This is a genomic window from Xanthomonas sp. NCPPB 1062 (assembly GCF_041481705.2).
Lineage (GTDB): Bacteria > Pseudomonadota > Gammaproteobacteria > Xanthomonadales > Xanthomonadaceae > Xanthomonas > Xanthomonas euvesicatoria.
The window spans coordinates 3755489-3767737 of the sequence record NZ_CM192987.1 but is presented as its reverse complement, the minus strand read 5'-3'; the positions used below and the strand labels follow the sequence as shown (position 1 = coordinate 3767737).

At 66.7% G+C, this 12249-nt stretch carries 13 protein-coding genes and 1 other RNA gene; 3 read left to right on the top strand and 11 right to left on the bottom strand.

Annotated elements, in window-relative coordinates; translation table 11 throughout:
* Positions 1–164: 164 nt before the first annotated feature.
* From ssrS to ACCQ16_RS16230, 3 genes are all read right to left on the bottom strand, one after another.
* A non-coding RNA gene (gene ssrS / locus ACCQ16_RS16240) (6S RNA) lies at positions 165–348 on the bottom strand.
* Positions 349–443: 95 nt separating this feature from the next.
* Positions 444–743, bottom strand: coding sequence for a cell division protein ZapA (locus ACCQ16_RS16235; protein WP_029820193.1), 300 nt, complete (start codon positions 741–743; stop codon positions 444–446).
* Positions 740–961, bottom strand: a complete 222-nt coding sequence (locus ACCQ16_RS16230) for a TIGR02449 family protein (RefSeq protein ID WP_003486122.1) — start codon at positions 959–961, stop codon at positions 740–742. Before ACCQ16_RS16230 ends, ACCQ16_RS16235 begins: the two co-directional genes overlap by 4 nt.
* 235 nt (positions 962–1196) lie before the next feature.
* Here ACCQ16_RS16230 and ACCQ16_RS16225 point away from each other — a divergent pair, with 235 nt between their 5' ends.
* Both ACCQ16_RS16225 and ACCQ16_RS16220 read left to right on the top strand, forming a co-directional pair.
* Positions 1197–1739 carry a YecA/YgfB family protein gene (locus ACCQ16_RS16225; RefSeq protein ID WP_011348467.1) on the top strand — a complete coding sequence of 181 codons (543 nt, stop codon included), beginning with the start codon at positions 1197–1199 and terminating at the stop codon, positions 1737–1739.
* 8 nt (positions 1740–1747) lie between these two features.
* Positions 1748–3076 (top strand): aminopeptidase P N-terminal domain-containing protein, encoded by a 1329-nt coding sequence (locus ACCQ16_RS16220; protein ID WP_029820192.1) that lies wholly within the window; start codon positions 1748–1750, stop codon positions 3074–3076.
* Positions 3077–3238: 162 nt separating this feature from the next.
* Here the strand turns inward: ACCQ16_RS16220 and ACCQ16_RS16215 are convergent, their stop codons facing one another.
* The 8 genes from ACCQ16_RS16215 to rph all read right to left on the bottom strand — a co-directional run bounded on the left by ACCQ16_RS16215 (position 3239) and on the right by rph (position 11232).
* Positions 3239–3637, bottom strand: a complete 399-nt coding sequence (locus ACCQ16_RS16215) for an XVIPCD domain-containing protein (protein ID WP_372380025.1) — start codon at positions 3635–3637, stop codon at positions 3239–3241.
* 113 nt (positions 3638–3750) lie between these two features.
* A complete protein-coding gene (gene pepQ / locus ACCQ16_RS16210) occupies positions 3751–5076 on the bottom strand; it encodes a Xaa-Pro dipeptidase (protein ID WP_029820191.1) in 1326 nt (441 codons plus the stop codon).
* Between the two features lie 207 nt (positions 5077–5283).
* Positions 5284–5631, bottom strand: a complete 348-nt coding sequence (locus ACCQ16_RS16205; protein ID WP_008575819.1) for a PilZ domain-containing protein — start codon at positions 5629–5631, stop codon at positions 5284–5286.
* Positions 5628–8057: a DUF1631 domain-containing protein gene (locus ACCQ16_RS16200; protein WP_372380024.1), complete on the bottom strand. Its 2430-nt coding sequence runs from the start codon at positions 8055–8057 to the stop codon at positions 5628–5630. The genes ACCQ16_RS16205 and ACCQ16_RS16200 overlap by 4 nt, the downstream gene beginning before the upstream one ends.
* 291 nt (positions 8058–8348) lie before the next feature.
* Positions 8349–9506 carry a radical SAM family heme chaperone HemW gene (hemW, locus tag ACCQ16_RS16195; RefSeq protein ID WP_136732497.1) on the bottom strand — a complete coding sequence of 386 codons (1158 nt, stop codon included), beginning with the start codon at positions 9504–9506 and terminating at the stop codon, positions 8349–8351.
* 15 nt (positions 9507–9521) lie between these two features.
* Positions 9522–10121, bottom strand: coding sequence for an RdgB/HAM1 family non-canonical purine NTP pyrophosphatase (gene rdgB, locus ACCQ16_RS16190; protein WP_372380023.1), 600 nt, complete (start codon positions 10119–10121; stop codon positions 9522–9524).
* A complete protein-coding gene (locus tag ACCQ16_RS16185; protein ID WP_014090965.1) occupies positions 10118–10510 on the bottom strand; it encodes a VOC family protein in 393 nt (130 codons plus the stop codon). Before ACCQ16_RS16185 ends, rdgB begins: the two co-directional genes overlap by 4 nt.
* Positions 10507–11232 (bottom strand): ribonuclease PH, encoded by a 726-nt coding sequence (gene rph / locus ACCQ16_RS16180; protein ID WP_008575825.1) that lies wholly within the window; start codon positions 11230–11232, stop codon positions 10507–10509. The genes ACCQ16_RS16185 and rph overlap by 4 nt, the downstream gene beginning before the upstream one ends.
* Before the next feature lie 109 nt (positions 11233–11341).
* On the opposite strand from rph, the gene ACCQ16_RS16175 reads away from it, so the two are divergent.
* Entirely contained in the window at positions 11342–12202 is an 861-nt protein-coding gene (locus tag ACCQ16_RS16175; protein ID WP_011348463.1) for a YicC/YloC family endoribonuclease, read from the top strand.
* The last annotated feature ends 47 nt before the right edge of the window (positions 12203–12249 follow it).

The window sequence follows — 12249 nt, the reverse complement described above, 5'->3', positions numbered from 1 at the left end:
TCTGCATGGGCGATACAGCGTGCGCATTGCCGCGCGCGGCAACGCCACCGACACGGCACCAGCATCGCGAGCGCAACAGATCCGCAGGGCCGCTTCAACTGCCGCATGTCAGACCGTCAGACGCACAAAAAAGAAACGACGCCCGAAGGCGCCGTTTCAGATTTGCATTCTCCGCCGTGACGATGCGGGCGAAACGACCTTGAACCCGGGGTTCAAGTGGGGACGTTGTGAGGCCATCGGGCTTCCCGCTACAAGGCGGACTTGCACACCCGGCTTCGTCGCGCCCCCGTGGTCGTAATTAAGGGACAAGGCGAATGTTTTGCACGCTGTCGTTTACAGCAGAGAACGCAGGTGAATTATAGACCTCTGTGCCGCGATGGCTAGCCCACTCGTCGGTCGGCGGGCTTGAGGATTCATATTTGCGATGGCAGTGCGAATTCCACTCAGCGCGGTGTGTCGGCAACGCTGTCGAGCCGGCGATTCAAGGTGTCCAGCGTCGTTGCCAATTCACGATCGTAGAGCGCCTGTTGTTCGCGCAGTTGCTGCAACTCGTGCGCCAAGTTGAGCGCAGCCAGCACTGCCACACGGTCCACTGCTGCCATGCGATTGCTGCCGCGGATCTCACGCATGCGTAGATCCAGCAGCCGCGCGGCGGCGGTGAGACTTTCGTGCTCGTCTGCCGTCACGCCCACCGTGTATTCACGATCCAGAATACGCACGCTGACCGGTTCGTTGTTGCTCACGTGTGCTGCTCCAATGACTTCAGGCGGGCGATCATCGCTTCCACCCGCGAGCGCGCCTGCTCGTTCTTGGTCAACAGTTGGGAGCGCTCGCCGATGAGCTGCTCCTGTTGGTGACGCAGGCTGCGGTTCTCGTCGGTGAGCCGTTGGGTACGCTCCACCAACGCCTCCACGCGGGCAGCGAGTGCGCGGATCTGGGCGAGGGCGGCAGCGTTGTCCATGCGCTCACGATAGGGGCGCGTGCGCGGGGTGGTCAAGCGCCCACGCTTGCCCCAATCCCTGGCGTCGGTCCAAGCCCTGCAAGGCCTGGCACCGATCCAGGCAGGCCGGCATTGCAGGAGGAGAACGCGCGCTGAAACGCGCAGGTCGCGGCTCACGCAGGCCGCCTTGGTACACTGGGAAGTCATATCGCCGGCCGTGCGCCGGCACCTTTCGCTCTTCAGCCTGGATGACCCGATGGATCTGCCCGACGTAACCGCTGTGCAACACGAAAGCCGTCAGCTCGCGCTGGCGTCCTCTGCGGCGGAGTTGCATGGTGGACTGTGCGGGTGGCTCTCCGGCGGCGGTGCCGACAGCGCCGACTGGCTGGCGCGCATTCTGGCCGACAGCGGTCAGGTGGCGCCCCAGCAGGGTGGGGCGCTGGATCAGCTGCGGCAGGCCACCGTGGCGCAACTGGAAGACCGCGATTTCGCCTTCGAGCTGCTGCTGGTCGAAGACGGCGCCCCGTTGCCGGCGCGCACCGATGCATTGTTCGACTGGTGCCGCGCCTTTCTGGGCGGCTTCGGCCTGGCTGCGCAGCAGCGTCCGGCACTGAGCGAAGAAGGCGAGGAAGCGCTGCAGGATCTGGCGCGTCTGGCGCAGGCCTCCAGCGAGGACTTCGACGCGGCCGACGAGGACGACACCGCATTGGCCGAGATCGAAGAATTCGTACGCGTGGCGGTGCTGTTGCTGCATGGCGACTGCGTGATGGGGCCGCGCTTTCGCCAACGTCTGAACTGATTGCCGGCATGAAGAAGCTCACCGGGATTGGCGCGGCCGAGTACGCGCGCCGGCGCAAGCAGCTGATGCAGATGGCGGGCGAGCAGGCGATTTTGATCTTGCCGGCCGCGCCTGAGCGCGTGCGCAGCCACGACACGCATTACCCATATCGACAGGATTCGGATTTCTGGTATCTGAGCGGGTTTCCAGAGCCCGAGGCGGTGCTGGTGCTGGTGCCCGGCCGCAAGCATGGCGAAGCGATTCTGTTCTGCCGCGAACGCGATGCCGAGCGCGAAGCCTGGGATGGCCCGCGCGAGGGCCAGGAAGGTGCGGTGGAACGCTACGGCATGGACGATGCGTACCCCATCGACGATGTCGACGAGATCCTGCCCGGCCTGCTGGAAGGGCGTAGCCGCGTGTACTACCACTTCGGGCGCGATGTCGATTTCGATCTCAAATTGATCGGCTGGCTCAAGCGCGTGCGCGAGCAGGTGCGCCACGGGGCGCAGCCGCCACACGAATTCCTCGAGCTCGGGCATCTGTTGCACGAGCAGCGCCTGTTCAAATCACGCGACGAAATCGCGCTGATGCAGCAGGCTGCCGACATCAGCGTGCGCGCGCACCGTGCAGCGATGCGGATGGCGCGGCCGGGTGTGCACGAATACGAACTGCAGGCCGAGGTCGAGCGTGAATTCCGCGCTGCCGACGCATGGCCGGCATACGGCAGCATCGTCGGCACCGGCAGCAACGCCTGCGTGCTGCACTACCGTGCCAACAATGCGCGCAGCCGCGATGGCGAGCTGGTGCTGATCGATGCCGGTGCCGAATATCGCGGCTATGCGGCCGATATCACCCGCACCTCTCCGGTCAACGGCCGCTTCACGCCAGCGCAGCGTGCATTGCACGATCTGGTCGGTGCTGCGCAGGCGGCTGCGCTTGCACAGGCGCGCCCCGGCGTGGCGTACGAAGCCGGGCATCTGGCGGCGGTGGAAACCTTGACCGAAGGCCTGCTGCGCCTGGGCCTGCTCAAGGGAAAACTTGAGCGCAACATCGCCGATGGACACTACAAACGCTTTTATCGGCACAAGACCGGTCACTGGCTGGGCCTGGATGTGCACGATGTGGGCGACTACCGGCTGGCCGGCGATTCGCGGCTGCTCGAGCCCGGCATGGTGTTCACCATCGAGCCGGGGCTCTACGTGTCGGCCGACGACAGTTCGGTAGAGGCCAAGTGGCGCGGCATCGGCATTCGCACCGAAGACAATGTGCTGATCACTGCCGATGGCCACCGTGTGCTGACCGATGCGCTGGCGCGCAGTGCCGACGAGATCGAAGCGGAGATGGCCGGCGGCGCATGAGCGCCGGCGTGCACGACATTGACAAGGACCGACACGCTGCAGCTGGCGTCATGACGCAGACGTTGCCGCAGCGCAATTGCCGCAGCAGTGCCATGGCAGACGCCGGTTCGGGGCATCGGCCGCGCGCGCCGGGCGGCTGCGCAGGCGTGGGTTGGCTGGCGGTTATTGGCCCAGCTGCGGCGCCTGCGTGCGTTCGGGCTGTTGCACGGGCGCGCTCTGCCCGCCGAGCTGACGCGCGCGCTCGAACGATTGCTCTTCCGGCGTGCCCAGCGCCTGTTCGGTTTTCATGTGCGCGCGCAGATGCGCGGGGTTGGCCGGGTCGCCTTGCACCACGAACACGTTTTCGCCGCCGTGCACGCCGCGATCGTTCGCTTCGCTCATCAGCACATGATCCACGCGCACGAGCCCACCTTCCTTGGCCAGTGGCAGCAAGGCGGCGGTGAGGCGTGCGCTGGTCTGATCGGGGGCGCGGCCATGCGCGGCATCGATCGCATGCACGCCGCGTTCGATCTGTTGATACATCGGGTGGTCCGGGTGCGAACTCTGGCGTGGGTCGTTCATGGCGATGTTCCGTAGGGTGATGCCCAAACGTTGCCGGGCGTGATCGGGCGGTGGATGGCGCGGCTGAGAGCCCACTTCAGCGCAACCGTAGTACCGTCAGTTGCGCCTGGTGCTCATGCGGAGGCAAAGACCGGGCGGGTCAGATTTTCCGCGCTGCCGTCGGTGCACGCCACCTCATCTTCGATGCGAATGCCGCCGTAGGGCTTGAAGGCTTCCACGCGCTGCCAGTTGACGCTGGCGGCGTGGCCGTTCTTCTTCACTTCGTCCAGCAGCATGTCGATGAAGTACACGCCGGGCTCGATCGTCACCACCATGCCGGGTTCCAGCACGCGGGTCAGGCGCAGATACGGGTGGCCGGCCGGGCGTTCGATGCGGCCGCCGCGGTCGCTTGCGGCAAAACCGGCCACATCGTGCACTTGCAGGCCGATCAGATGGCCCAGGCCGTGCGGGAAGAACGCGGCGCTGACGCCGGTGGCCAAAGCCGCTTCCGGCGAGACGGTCAGCACGCCGAACTCCTTGAGGATGCCCATCAACGCCAGATGCGCCTCGATGTGCAACTGCTTGTAGTCCACGCCGGCGCGCACGTTCTGGCCCATGCGCAGCTGGGCGGCGTCCACCGCGTCGATCAGTGCCTGAAAGTCGCTGCCGGGGTCGGCGGCGTAGGTGCGGGTGATGTCGCTGGCGTAGCCGTATGCGGAGGCGCCGGCGTCGATCAGGAAGCTACGCAGCGGTTGCGGCGGCTGCTGGCCCAGTTCGGTGTAGTGCAGCACCGCGCCGTGTTCGTTGAGCGCGATGATGTTGCCGTACGGCAAGTCATTGGCGTCCTGGCCCACTGCCGCGCAATACGCCATGTGGATGCCGAATTCGCTTTGGCCGGCGCGGAACGCGGCTTCCGCAGCGCGATGGCCGCGCACCGCCAGTTGCTGTGCGATGCGCAGCAATGCCAGCTCGTAGGGTGTCTTGAACGCGCGCTGGTATTCCAGGTAATCGAGCACCGGCTGCGGGTTGTTCGGCACGTATGCACCGAGCGTGCTTTGCGGCTCGCCGAGGATCGCGCAGCGCTCAGCGTGCTTGGGCAGCAGCGCCAGCGCCTGCTCCGGGGTGCGGATGATGTGGATGTCGCAGTGGTCGACCCACCAGCCGCTGGGCGCGTCGGGCACCACATGCCAGTAGTCGAACGGCTGATAGAAGATCACCGTCGGGCGCTTGCCCGGCGTGTAGACCAGCCAGCTGTTGGGGACCCGTGTCAGCGGTACCCAGGCCTTGAACTGCGGGTTCACCGCGTAGGGGTAATCGCGGTCGTCGAACAGCTGGTAATGCGTGCTGCCGCTGGGAACCACCAGATGCTCGAAGCCGCCGCGTTGCAGCGCTTCGTCGGCGCGCGCGGTGAGGGTGCGCAGGTGGTCGGAGTACAGGCTGCTCAAGGAGGGTTGGGGCATGCGAGGCTCGATCGGCAATGCAACGGCGATGCGCAGTTTGCCGCAATCCCTGCAACGGCGCTGTGTCTGATACGGCCGACAACCACGGCGCAATCGTCCGTGGACGACCGCCGACGCGAAGGAGCAACAGGCAACGCATGGGCCTGCGGCGGCAGGCCCATGCGGCAGCGCCCGCTTGGCCATTGCGTGGCCGTGTGTCGGCCGCGCTTACCCGGCCAGATGTTCTTCGGCGATCCAGGCGCGCAGGCGTTGCCGGTGCGGCTCGGACATGGTCAGGAAGCGGAAGCCCGCCCAGGCCTGCCCGGGTGCGTGTGCGGCTTCGGACCACAGCAGATGCACGCCGACATCGATCTCGGTCGCGCGGCCAACCCGTTCGGGCAGCGAAAAGCGCAACTGGTACAGGGCGTCGTCGTGCAGTGGCACCGAGGCCAACAACAGCATGCCGGTTTCGGACACATTGCCGACCCGGCCGATCTGCGCCTCGCTGAGCATGTCGATGACCGGCAGCAGGTCGGTCGGCTGGCGGCGCGGTGCGCGGCGGGTGTCCTGGATCATGGCTGGGTCTCGGAAACAGGCGACTGGCCGGCCAGGCTGCGCAGCGTGCGCACGGTGGCATGCCAGGCGCGATCGATCAGACGCGATTTCTCTTCCACCACCAAACGTGCCTGCCCACCGGCCATCAGCCGTGCCAGGCTGTCCAGCGAGTGCTCGCCAACCTTCTGCCCGCGCTGATTCACGAACAGCGCGTTGCCGGTCATCGGGCTGTACCAGGACAGGCGTTGCCGGCGCAGGTCGCCTTGCTGGTTGACCACGAATTCGAACCAGGTGCCGAACGGCAAGCTGCGCACCTGCAGGTAGCACTCCTCTTCGGCGGGCGTGCGCGGCGTAGGCGCCTGCTTGCGCGCAGCGTTGTCGCCCTGGTCGCCAAGCCGCGCGCGTGCCTTGAGCTTGGCGGCAAGCTCGGTGCGCGAGGTCACCTCGTCCTCGCCACCGGGCGTGGACAAGCGCCGTGCGATCGCCGCTGCTTCGTCGTGGTGATACCCCACCTGCAGCAACGCGGTTTCCACGTCGGTGCCCAGTGCGATGTCGGTGGGTTGGCCCTTGCTGCGGCAGGTGACCTCGCCAATGCGTGCGGTCAGCGCCTGGCGCTCGTCCCATTCGGGCGACTGCTCGCCCTGCCGCAGCAATGTCAGCGTGAGCACGTCCGACCAGGCCTGGCGCAGCAGCGATTGCACAAAGCGCGGCGGCGCGCTTTGTTCGCACAGCTGCTCGATGCGCGCTTGGGCCTGCTGCTTGGCAGATTCCAGCCGTTCCTTTCCGCGCGCAGCATCCACATGCCGCCGCTCGGCCACCTCGGCCTTGCGCGCGAGGGTGCGCAGATGCGTCTGGATGTCGTCGTTGGCCGCGGCGAAAACAGCCTCGTCGCCTTGATAGTCGTTGACGATCTTGTCGACCGCGCTGCCCAGCTTGTGCAGCAGTTGCGGGTCTGCATCGTCCTCGCCCAGCCACACGGCCCCGGACTCGGCGACGGTGTTGAGCAGTTCGCGCACCGGGTGCTGGTCGCGCACGAAAAAATGCGCGTCGGCCAACGCTGCGCGCGCCACCGGCACCTGCAACTTGGCAAGCAGCGCCTGGGCGGGAGCTTGCTCGCGCACTTCGCGCTGCATTTGCGCATAGAGCAGGCCGAGCAGGTAGAAGGTGTCGTTGTCCTGCGGCGATAGCGCGGCATCGGGGCCGTGCTGACGGCGCAGCACTTCCAGCACCTGCCGCTGCACCGCATCGATGCCGGGTGCGTGTGGCGTTGCTGCCGCCTGCGTGGCCAGCGCACCTTGCAGGCTGGCCAAGGCATCGCCAAGCGCTGCCTTGGGCACCGCAGCGGCGGCACTGTGCTGCGATGCCTGGGCCACAGCGGCGAGCGAGGTGGGAGAGGGCGCCATGACATCGTGATGGGCGGGCACCCCAGCGCCTGCGTGGCTTGCGTGCACCGCTGCCTGCGACTGCCGTGCCGACGCCATCAAGCCGCCCAGCGCCTGGACTGCGTCGCTGAGCGCCGGCGACAGCGCCTGCGCAGGTGCGGCGATTGCCATGGCTGGTGGCGCGGCAGCGGGATCCAGCAAGGCGCTCTGCCACGCCGTCGGTGCGGCTTGGCCCGCCCAGCCGGTGGCCGGTCGCGGCGTGCGCGGGCCCGCACCGGGCGTGCTCATTGCGGCAGCGTCCTTCGACCCATGCGCCGCTGCCGGCGGCGCACGCCGCGACTGCACCTGCGTGGGTTTGACCAGATACGGGTGATAGATCAGCCCCGGCAGGATGCCTTCCTGGGCCAGCGCGCCGTTGGCACTTTCGAACAGGTCGCCCAGGCGGTCCATCACCTGGCGCTCGAACACCTTGTACAGCGTCAGCTGCCCATCCAGGTTCAGCCCCAGCGTCTGACCGCACTGGCGCACGATGCGGCACAGCGCGTAGGGACCCATCGGCAATTCTTCCAGCTCGAATTCGGCCACCGCGCCGATCACTGCCAAGCGCTGCGCCAGCAGGTGCAGGGCATCGGCACGCCGCGACGTTTCGCGCCGTGCGATGTCGCTCAATACGATGTCGCGGTCGATATCGGTGTCTTCGACCAGGGTCAGCATCTGTGTTTGCGCAGGCACATCGGTCAATGGTGTCAGCACCGGGCGCTCACGCAGGCTTGCCAGCGCGTGCGCCAGTTCCTGCAGGAATGCCTGCGGAAACCGGTCGATGTGGTCGCGCAGGCCGCGCATCTGTGCGTAGGTTTCGGCCTGGATCTGGCTATTGCGTGCATGCTCGGCCTGATGCAACAGCTCGCGTTCCAGCTCGACGACGGTCAGCCGCAGCGGCCCGCTCAACGCCTGCACGCACTGCGCGTGCAGCATGCCGAGCAGTCGCCGGCCGCGCGCGGACACCGGCGCATCGGCAATCGGGCCGCTAACTGCAGGTTGCATGGGAGACACGTGCATGGACATCCGGGGGAGGTGGGCTCGGTTCGAAGCGTGAGCTATGTAGCATGTTTTTTCGCTGACCGCGCGGCATCGGCGCGCGCCGGCGCATGCGGCCTGCGGTGTGCCAGCCGGTGGTCATGCGGGTATGCGGCAGCTCGGACGGCCGATCCATCGGTACTGCCAACGCGCCCAGGCCCGCTCACACCTCGCGCACGGGTCAGCCAGGCGTGATGGCGTACTGGACGCAGGCGATACATGCCGATGCCAGGCGCCCGGCCGCGCCGACCTGGCAGTGAACGCAGCTCTTCGCTGCGCTCAGACCAGGAACAGCTCGACCACGTCATTGGTAAAGCGCCTTCCCAACTCGGTCGGCACCATGCGCCCGTCTTGCCGCCTCATCCAGCCCTGCGCCACTGCGCGCGCCAGCGGCGCGTCGATGACGCAGGCCGCAAGGCCCGTCGAAGCCTCGAAGTCGCTGAGCCGGAAGCCCTCATGCAGGCGCAGCAGGTTGAGCATGTATTCGAACGGCAGCCGTTCGCCCGGCACGATTTCATCGCCGCCGATGGATGCGGCGGTGCCGGCACTGGCCAGATAACTTTGCGGATGCTTGTGTTTCCAGCGCCGCAACACGTGCTCTTGGGCACCGGAGCTGATCTTGCCGTGTGCGCCCGCGCCAATGCCCAGGTAGTCGCCGAAGCGCCAGTAATTGAGGTTGTGCGCGCACTGTCGCCCCGGCTTGGCGTACGCGCTGACTTCGTATTGGGCGTAGCCGGCGTCGGCCAGCAGGCGTTGGCAGTGCTCCTGGATATCCCAGGCGGCATCGTCGTCGGGAATGCCCTTGGGCGGCCGCGCGAAGAACACCGTGTTCGGCTCCAGCGTGAGCTGGTAATGCGACAGGTGCGTCGGCTGCAGCGCGAAGGCGCGCTCCAGATCGTGCTCGGCCTGCATCAGCGTCTGCTCGGGCAGCGCGTACATCAGGTCGATATTGAAATTATCGTAACCGGCGTCTTGCGCCAGTTTGATCGCGCGCTCGGCTTCGGCGCTGTCGTGAATGCGGCCAAGTCGCTGCAGTGCCAGGTCGTCGAAGGTCTGCACGCCGAAGCTCAGGCGGTTGACGCCCGCAGCGCGGTAGTGCTCGAAACGGCCGTGTTCTGCGGTACCGGGATTGGTTTCCAGGGTGATTTCGAGATTCGGGGCAAAACGCAGCCGCGCCGCCGCGGCCTGCAGGAAGCGGTCGATCGCCTGCGGCGGAAACAGGCTGGGCGTGCCGCCGCCGAAGAACACCGAATGCACCACGCGGCCCCACACCAGCGGTAGATCCGCATCCAGGTCGCGGATCAGCGCATCCACGTATTCTTCGAACGGCAGCACGCCCTTGGCCGCGTGCGAGTTGAAATCGCAGTACGGGCATTTGCGCACGCACCAGGGCAGGTGCACGTAGAGCGACAGCGGCGGCGGAATCAGCTGGGGCATTGCGCGAGGCGTGCCTTACAGCGCCATCGCATGCAGCTTGTGCTGCAGCGTGGCCAGGGCGACCGCACGATGGCTGAGACGGTTCTTCAACGCGGTGTCCATCTCCGCGGCGGTCAGGCCATACACCGGGTCCAGGAACACCGGGTTGTAGCCGAAGCCGCCAGCGCCGCGCGGTTCGGTGGTGATCACCCCTTCCCAACTGCCTTCGGCAATCAGCGGCTGCGGATCTTCCGGACGCCGCAGCAACACGATCACCGCATAAAACCGCGCGCTGCGGCGATCGGTCGGAACCTCGCGCATCGCATCGAGCAACTTGGCGTTGTTGGCCTGCGCATCGGTTGGGCTGCCGGCATAGCGCGCGCTGTACAGACCGGGCGCGCCATCCAATGCATCCACGATCAGCCCCGAGTCATCGGCCAGGGCCGGCAAACCGGTCACCGCGCTGGCATGGCGCGCCTTGATCAGCGCGTTCTCGACGAAGGTCAGGCCGGTTTCCGGGACATCTTCCACGCCCAGGTCGCCTTGCGCGACGATGCGCAGCGGCAGGCCGGCGAGCATGGCACGCAGTTCTTCCAGCTTGCCGGCGTTGCCGCTGGCCAGGACCAGTTGTTTCATTGCTTGGGCTCCAGCAGATCCCACTTGGTACCGTACAGATCGCGAAACACCACGACCGTGCCGTACGGCTCTTCGCGCGGGGTTTCCAGAAATTCCACGCCGAACGCCTGCATGGCCGCGTGGTCGCGCCAGAAGTTATCGGTGTAGAGGAAATGATCCACCCGCCCACCGGTCTGGTCGCCGATGCGCGCGCGTTGCGTGGCGTTGGCAGGCTGCGCCAGCAGCAGGGCGGCATCGTCTGCACCGCCCGGGCCGATCACGACCCAGCGCTTGCCGTCATCGAGCGGGCGATCCTGCAGCACGTGGAAACCCAGCGCGCCGGCGTACCAGGCAATGGCCGCATCGTAATCGGCAACCAGCAAGGTGGTCAGGGCGATGCGACGGCTCATCCGGCCAGCGCAGCACGTTGCAGTGCGAACAACTCGCCCATGCCTTTTTCGGCCAGGGCAAGCAGCGCGTTGAGTTCGTCGCGACGGAAAGCATGGCCTTCGGCGGTGCCCTGCAGCTCGATGAAGCCGCCGCCGTCGTTCATCACCACATTCATGTCGGTATCGCAGTCGCTGTCTTCCGGGTAATCCAGATCCAGCACCGGTTCACCACGATAGATGCCGACCGACACCGCAGCCACCGCGCCGATCAGCGGGTGTTTCTTGATGTCGCCGCGCTTGATCAGCAGGTTCACCGCATCGGCCAACGCCACGTATGCGCCGGTGATGGCCGCGGTGCGGGTGCCGCCATCGGCCTGCAGCACGTCGCAGTCCAGGGTGATGGTGCGTTCGCCGAGTGCATTGCGATCCACGCAGGCGCGCAGTGCACGGCCGATCAGGCGCTGGATTTCCAGCGTGCGTCCGCCCTGCTTGCCGCGTGCAGCCTCGCGGTCGGAACGGGTGTGGGTAGAGCGCGGCAACATGCCGTATTCGGCGGTGACCCAGCCTTCGCCCTTGCCGCGCAGGAAGCCCGGCACGCGGTTTTCCACGCTGGCGGTGCACAGCACGCGGGTGTCGCCGAAGCTGACCAGCACCGAGCCTTCGGCATGGCGGGTGAAGGCGCGTTCGATGCGCACCGGGCGCAGCTGGTCGGCCGTGCGGCCGCTGGGACGGGAAAAGGTCATGCGATGAGTCCGGAAGTCGGGAGGTGGGTCTGGCGCCACTGCGCAGCGTGCAGGCAGCCGGCGAGGGCGGCTAGGGTACCATTCGCGCTTTGACGGCACGGGATTGACGATGATCCGAAGCATGACGGCGTTCGCTGGCAGCGAACGCATCACACCCTGGGGCACGCTCGGTTGCGAGCTGCGCTCGGTCAACCACCGCTTTCTGGAAGTGGGTGTGCGTCTGCCCGAGGAATTGCGTGCGCTGGAACCGCTGCTGCGCGAGCGGGTGGCGGCGAAAAACAGCCGTGGCAAGCTGGATCTGACGCTGCGCCTGCGCGCGCCCGACAACGCGCAGACGCTGGCGGTCAACGAATCGCTGCTACAGCAATTGGGTGCGCTGGCCACGCGGCTGGATGGTCTGTTCCCCAAATTGCAGGTCGGCTTCACCGACCTGCTGCAGCTGCCCGGCGTCCTGCAGGTGCAGGACGTGGACGCCCCCGCGTTGCAGGCACAGGCGCTGGCGTTGCTGGAGGAGGTGGTGGGTAGCTTCGTGATCGCGCGCGAGCGCGAGGGCGCCAAGCTGGCCGAGGCGATCAGCGAGCGGGTAGATGCCATCGAACGCATCGCCGCCGAGGTGCGCGTCCTGATTCCGGTGATTCGCGAAGGTCAGCGCGCCAAGCTGGCCGCGCGCCTGGCCGACCTGCCGCATCCGGTCGACCCGGGCCGTGCCGAGCAGGAGCTGGTGCTGTGGCTGCAGAAGCTGGATGTGGACGAGGAGCTGGACCGCCTGTCCAGCCACATCGCCGAGATCCGTCGCGTGCTCAGGCAGCGCGAACCGGTCGGTCGCCGCCTGGACTTCCTGCTGCAGGAATTCAACCGCGAAGCCAATACGCTGGGCTCCAAGTCGGTGGACAGCCGCACCTCCAATGCCGCCGTGGATCTGAAGGTGTTGATCGACCAGATCCGCGAGCAGGTGCAGAACATCGAGTAGCCGCGATTGGTGATTGGGGATTCGGGATTGGTCGACGGCAACCTCGC

Excerpts from the sequence above, each read along its gene's own strand:
- ACCQ16_RS16230 (WP_003486122.1), bottom strand. The coding sequence starts at position 961 with ATGGACAACGCTGCCGCCCTCGCCCAGATCCGCGCACTCGCTGCCCGC.
- ACCQ16_RS16225 (WP_011348467.1), top strand. The coding sequence starts at position 1,197 with ATGGATCTGCCCGACGTAACCGCTGTGCAACACGAAAGCCGTCAGCTC.
- ACCQ16_RS16220 (WP_029820192.1), top strand. The coding sequence starts at position 1,748 with ATGAAGAAGCTCACCGGGATTGGCGCGGCCGAGTACGCGCGCCGGCGC.
- ACCQ16_RS16215 (WP_372380025.1), bottom strand. The coding sequence starts at position 3,637 with ATGAACGACCCACGCCAGAGTTCGCACCCGGACCACCCGATGTATCAA.
- pepQ (WP_029820191.1), bottom strand. The coding sequence starts at position 5,076 with ATGCCCCAACCCTCCTTGAGCAGCCTGTACTCCGACCACCTGCGCACC.
- ACCQ16_RS16205 (WP_008575819.1), bottom strand. The coding sequence starts at position 5,631 with ATGATCCAGGACACCCGCCGCGCACCGCGCCGCCAGCCGACCGACCTG.
- ACCQ16_RS16200 (WP_372380024.1), bottom strand. The coding sequence starts at position 8,057 with ATGTCCATGCACGTGTCTCCCATGCAACCTGCAGTTAGCGGCCCGATT.
- hemW (WP_136732497.1), bottom strand. The coding sequence starts at position 9,506 with ATGCCCCAGCTGATTCCGCCGCCGCTGTCGCTCTACGTGCACCTGCCC.
- rdgB (WP_372380023.1), bottom strand. The coding sequence starts at position 10,121 with ATGAAACAACTGGTCCTGGCCAGCGGCAACGCCGGCAAGCTGGAAGAA.
- ACCQ16_RS16185 (WP_014090965.1), bottom strand. The coding sequence starts at position 10,510 with ATGAGCCGTCGCATCGCCCTGACCACCTTGCTGGTTGCCGATTACGAT.
- rph (WP_008575825.1), bottom strand. The coding sequence starts at position 11,232 with ATGACCTTTTCCCGTCCCAGCGGCCGCACGGCCGACCAGCTGCGCCCG.
- ACCQ16_RS16175 (WP_011348463.1), top strand. The coding sequence starts at position 11,342 with ATGATCCGAAGCATGACGGCGTTCGCTGGCAGCGAACGCATCACACCC.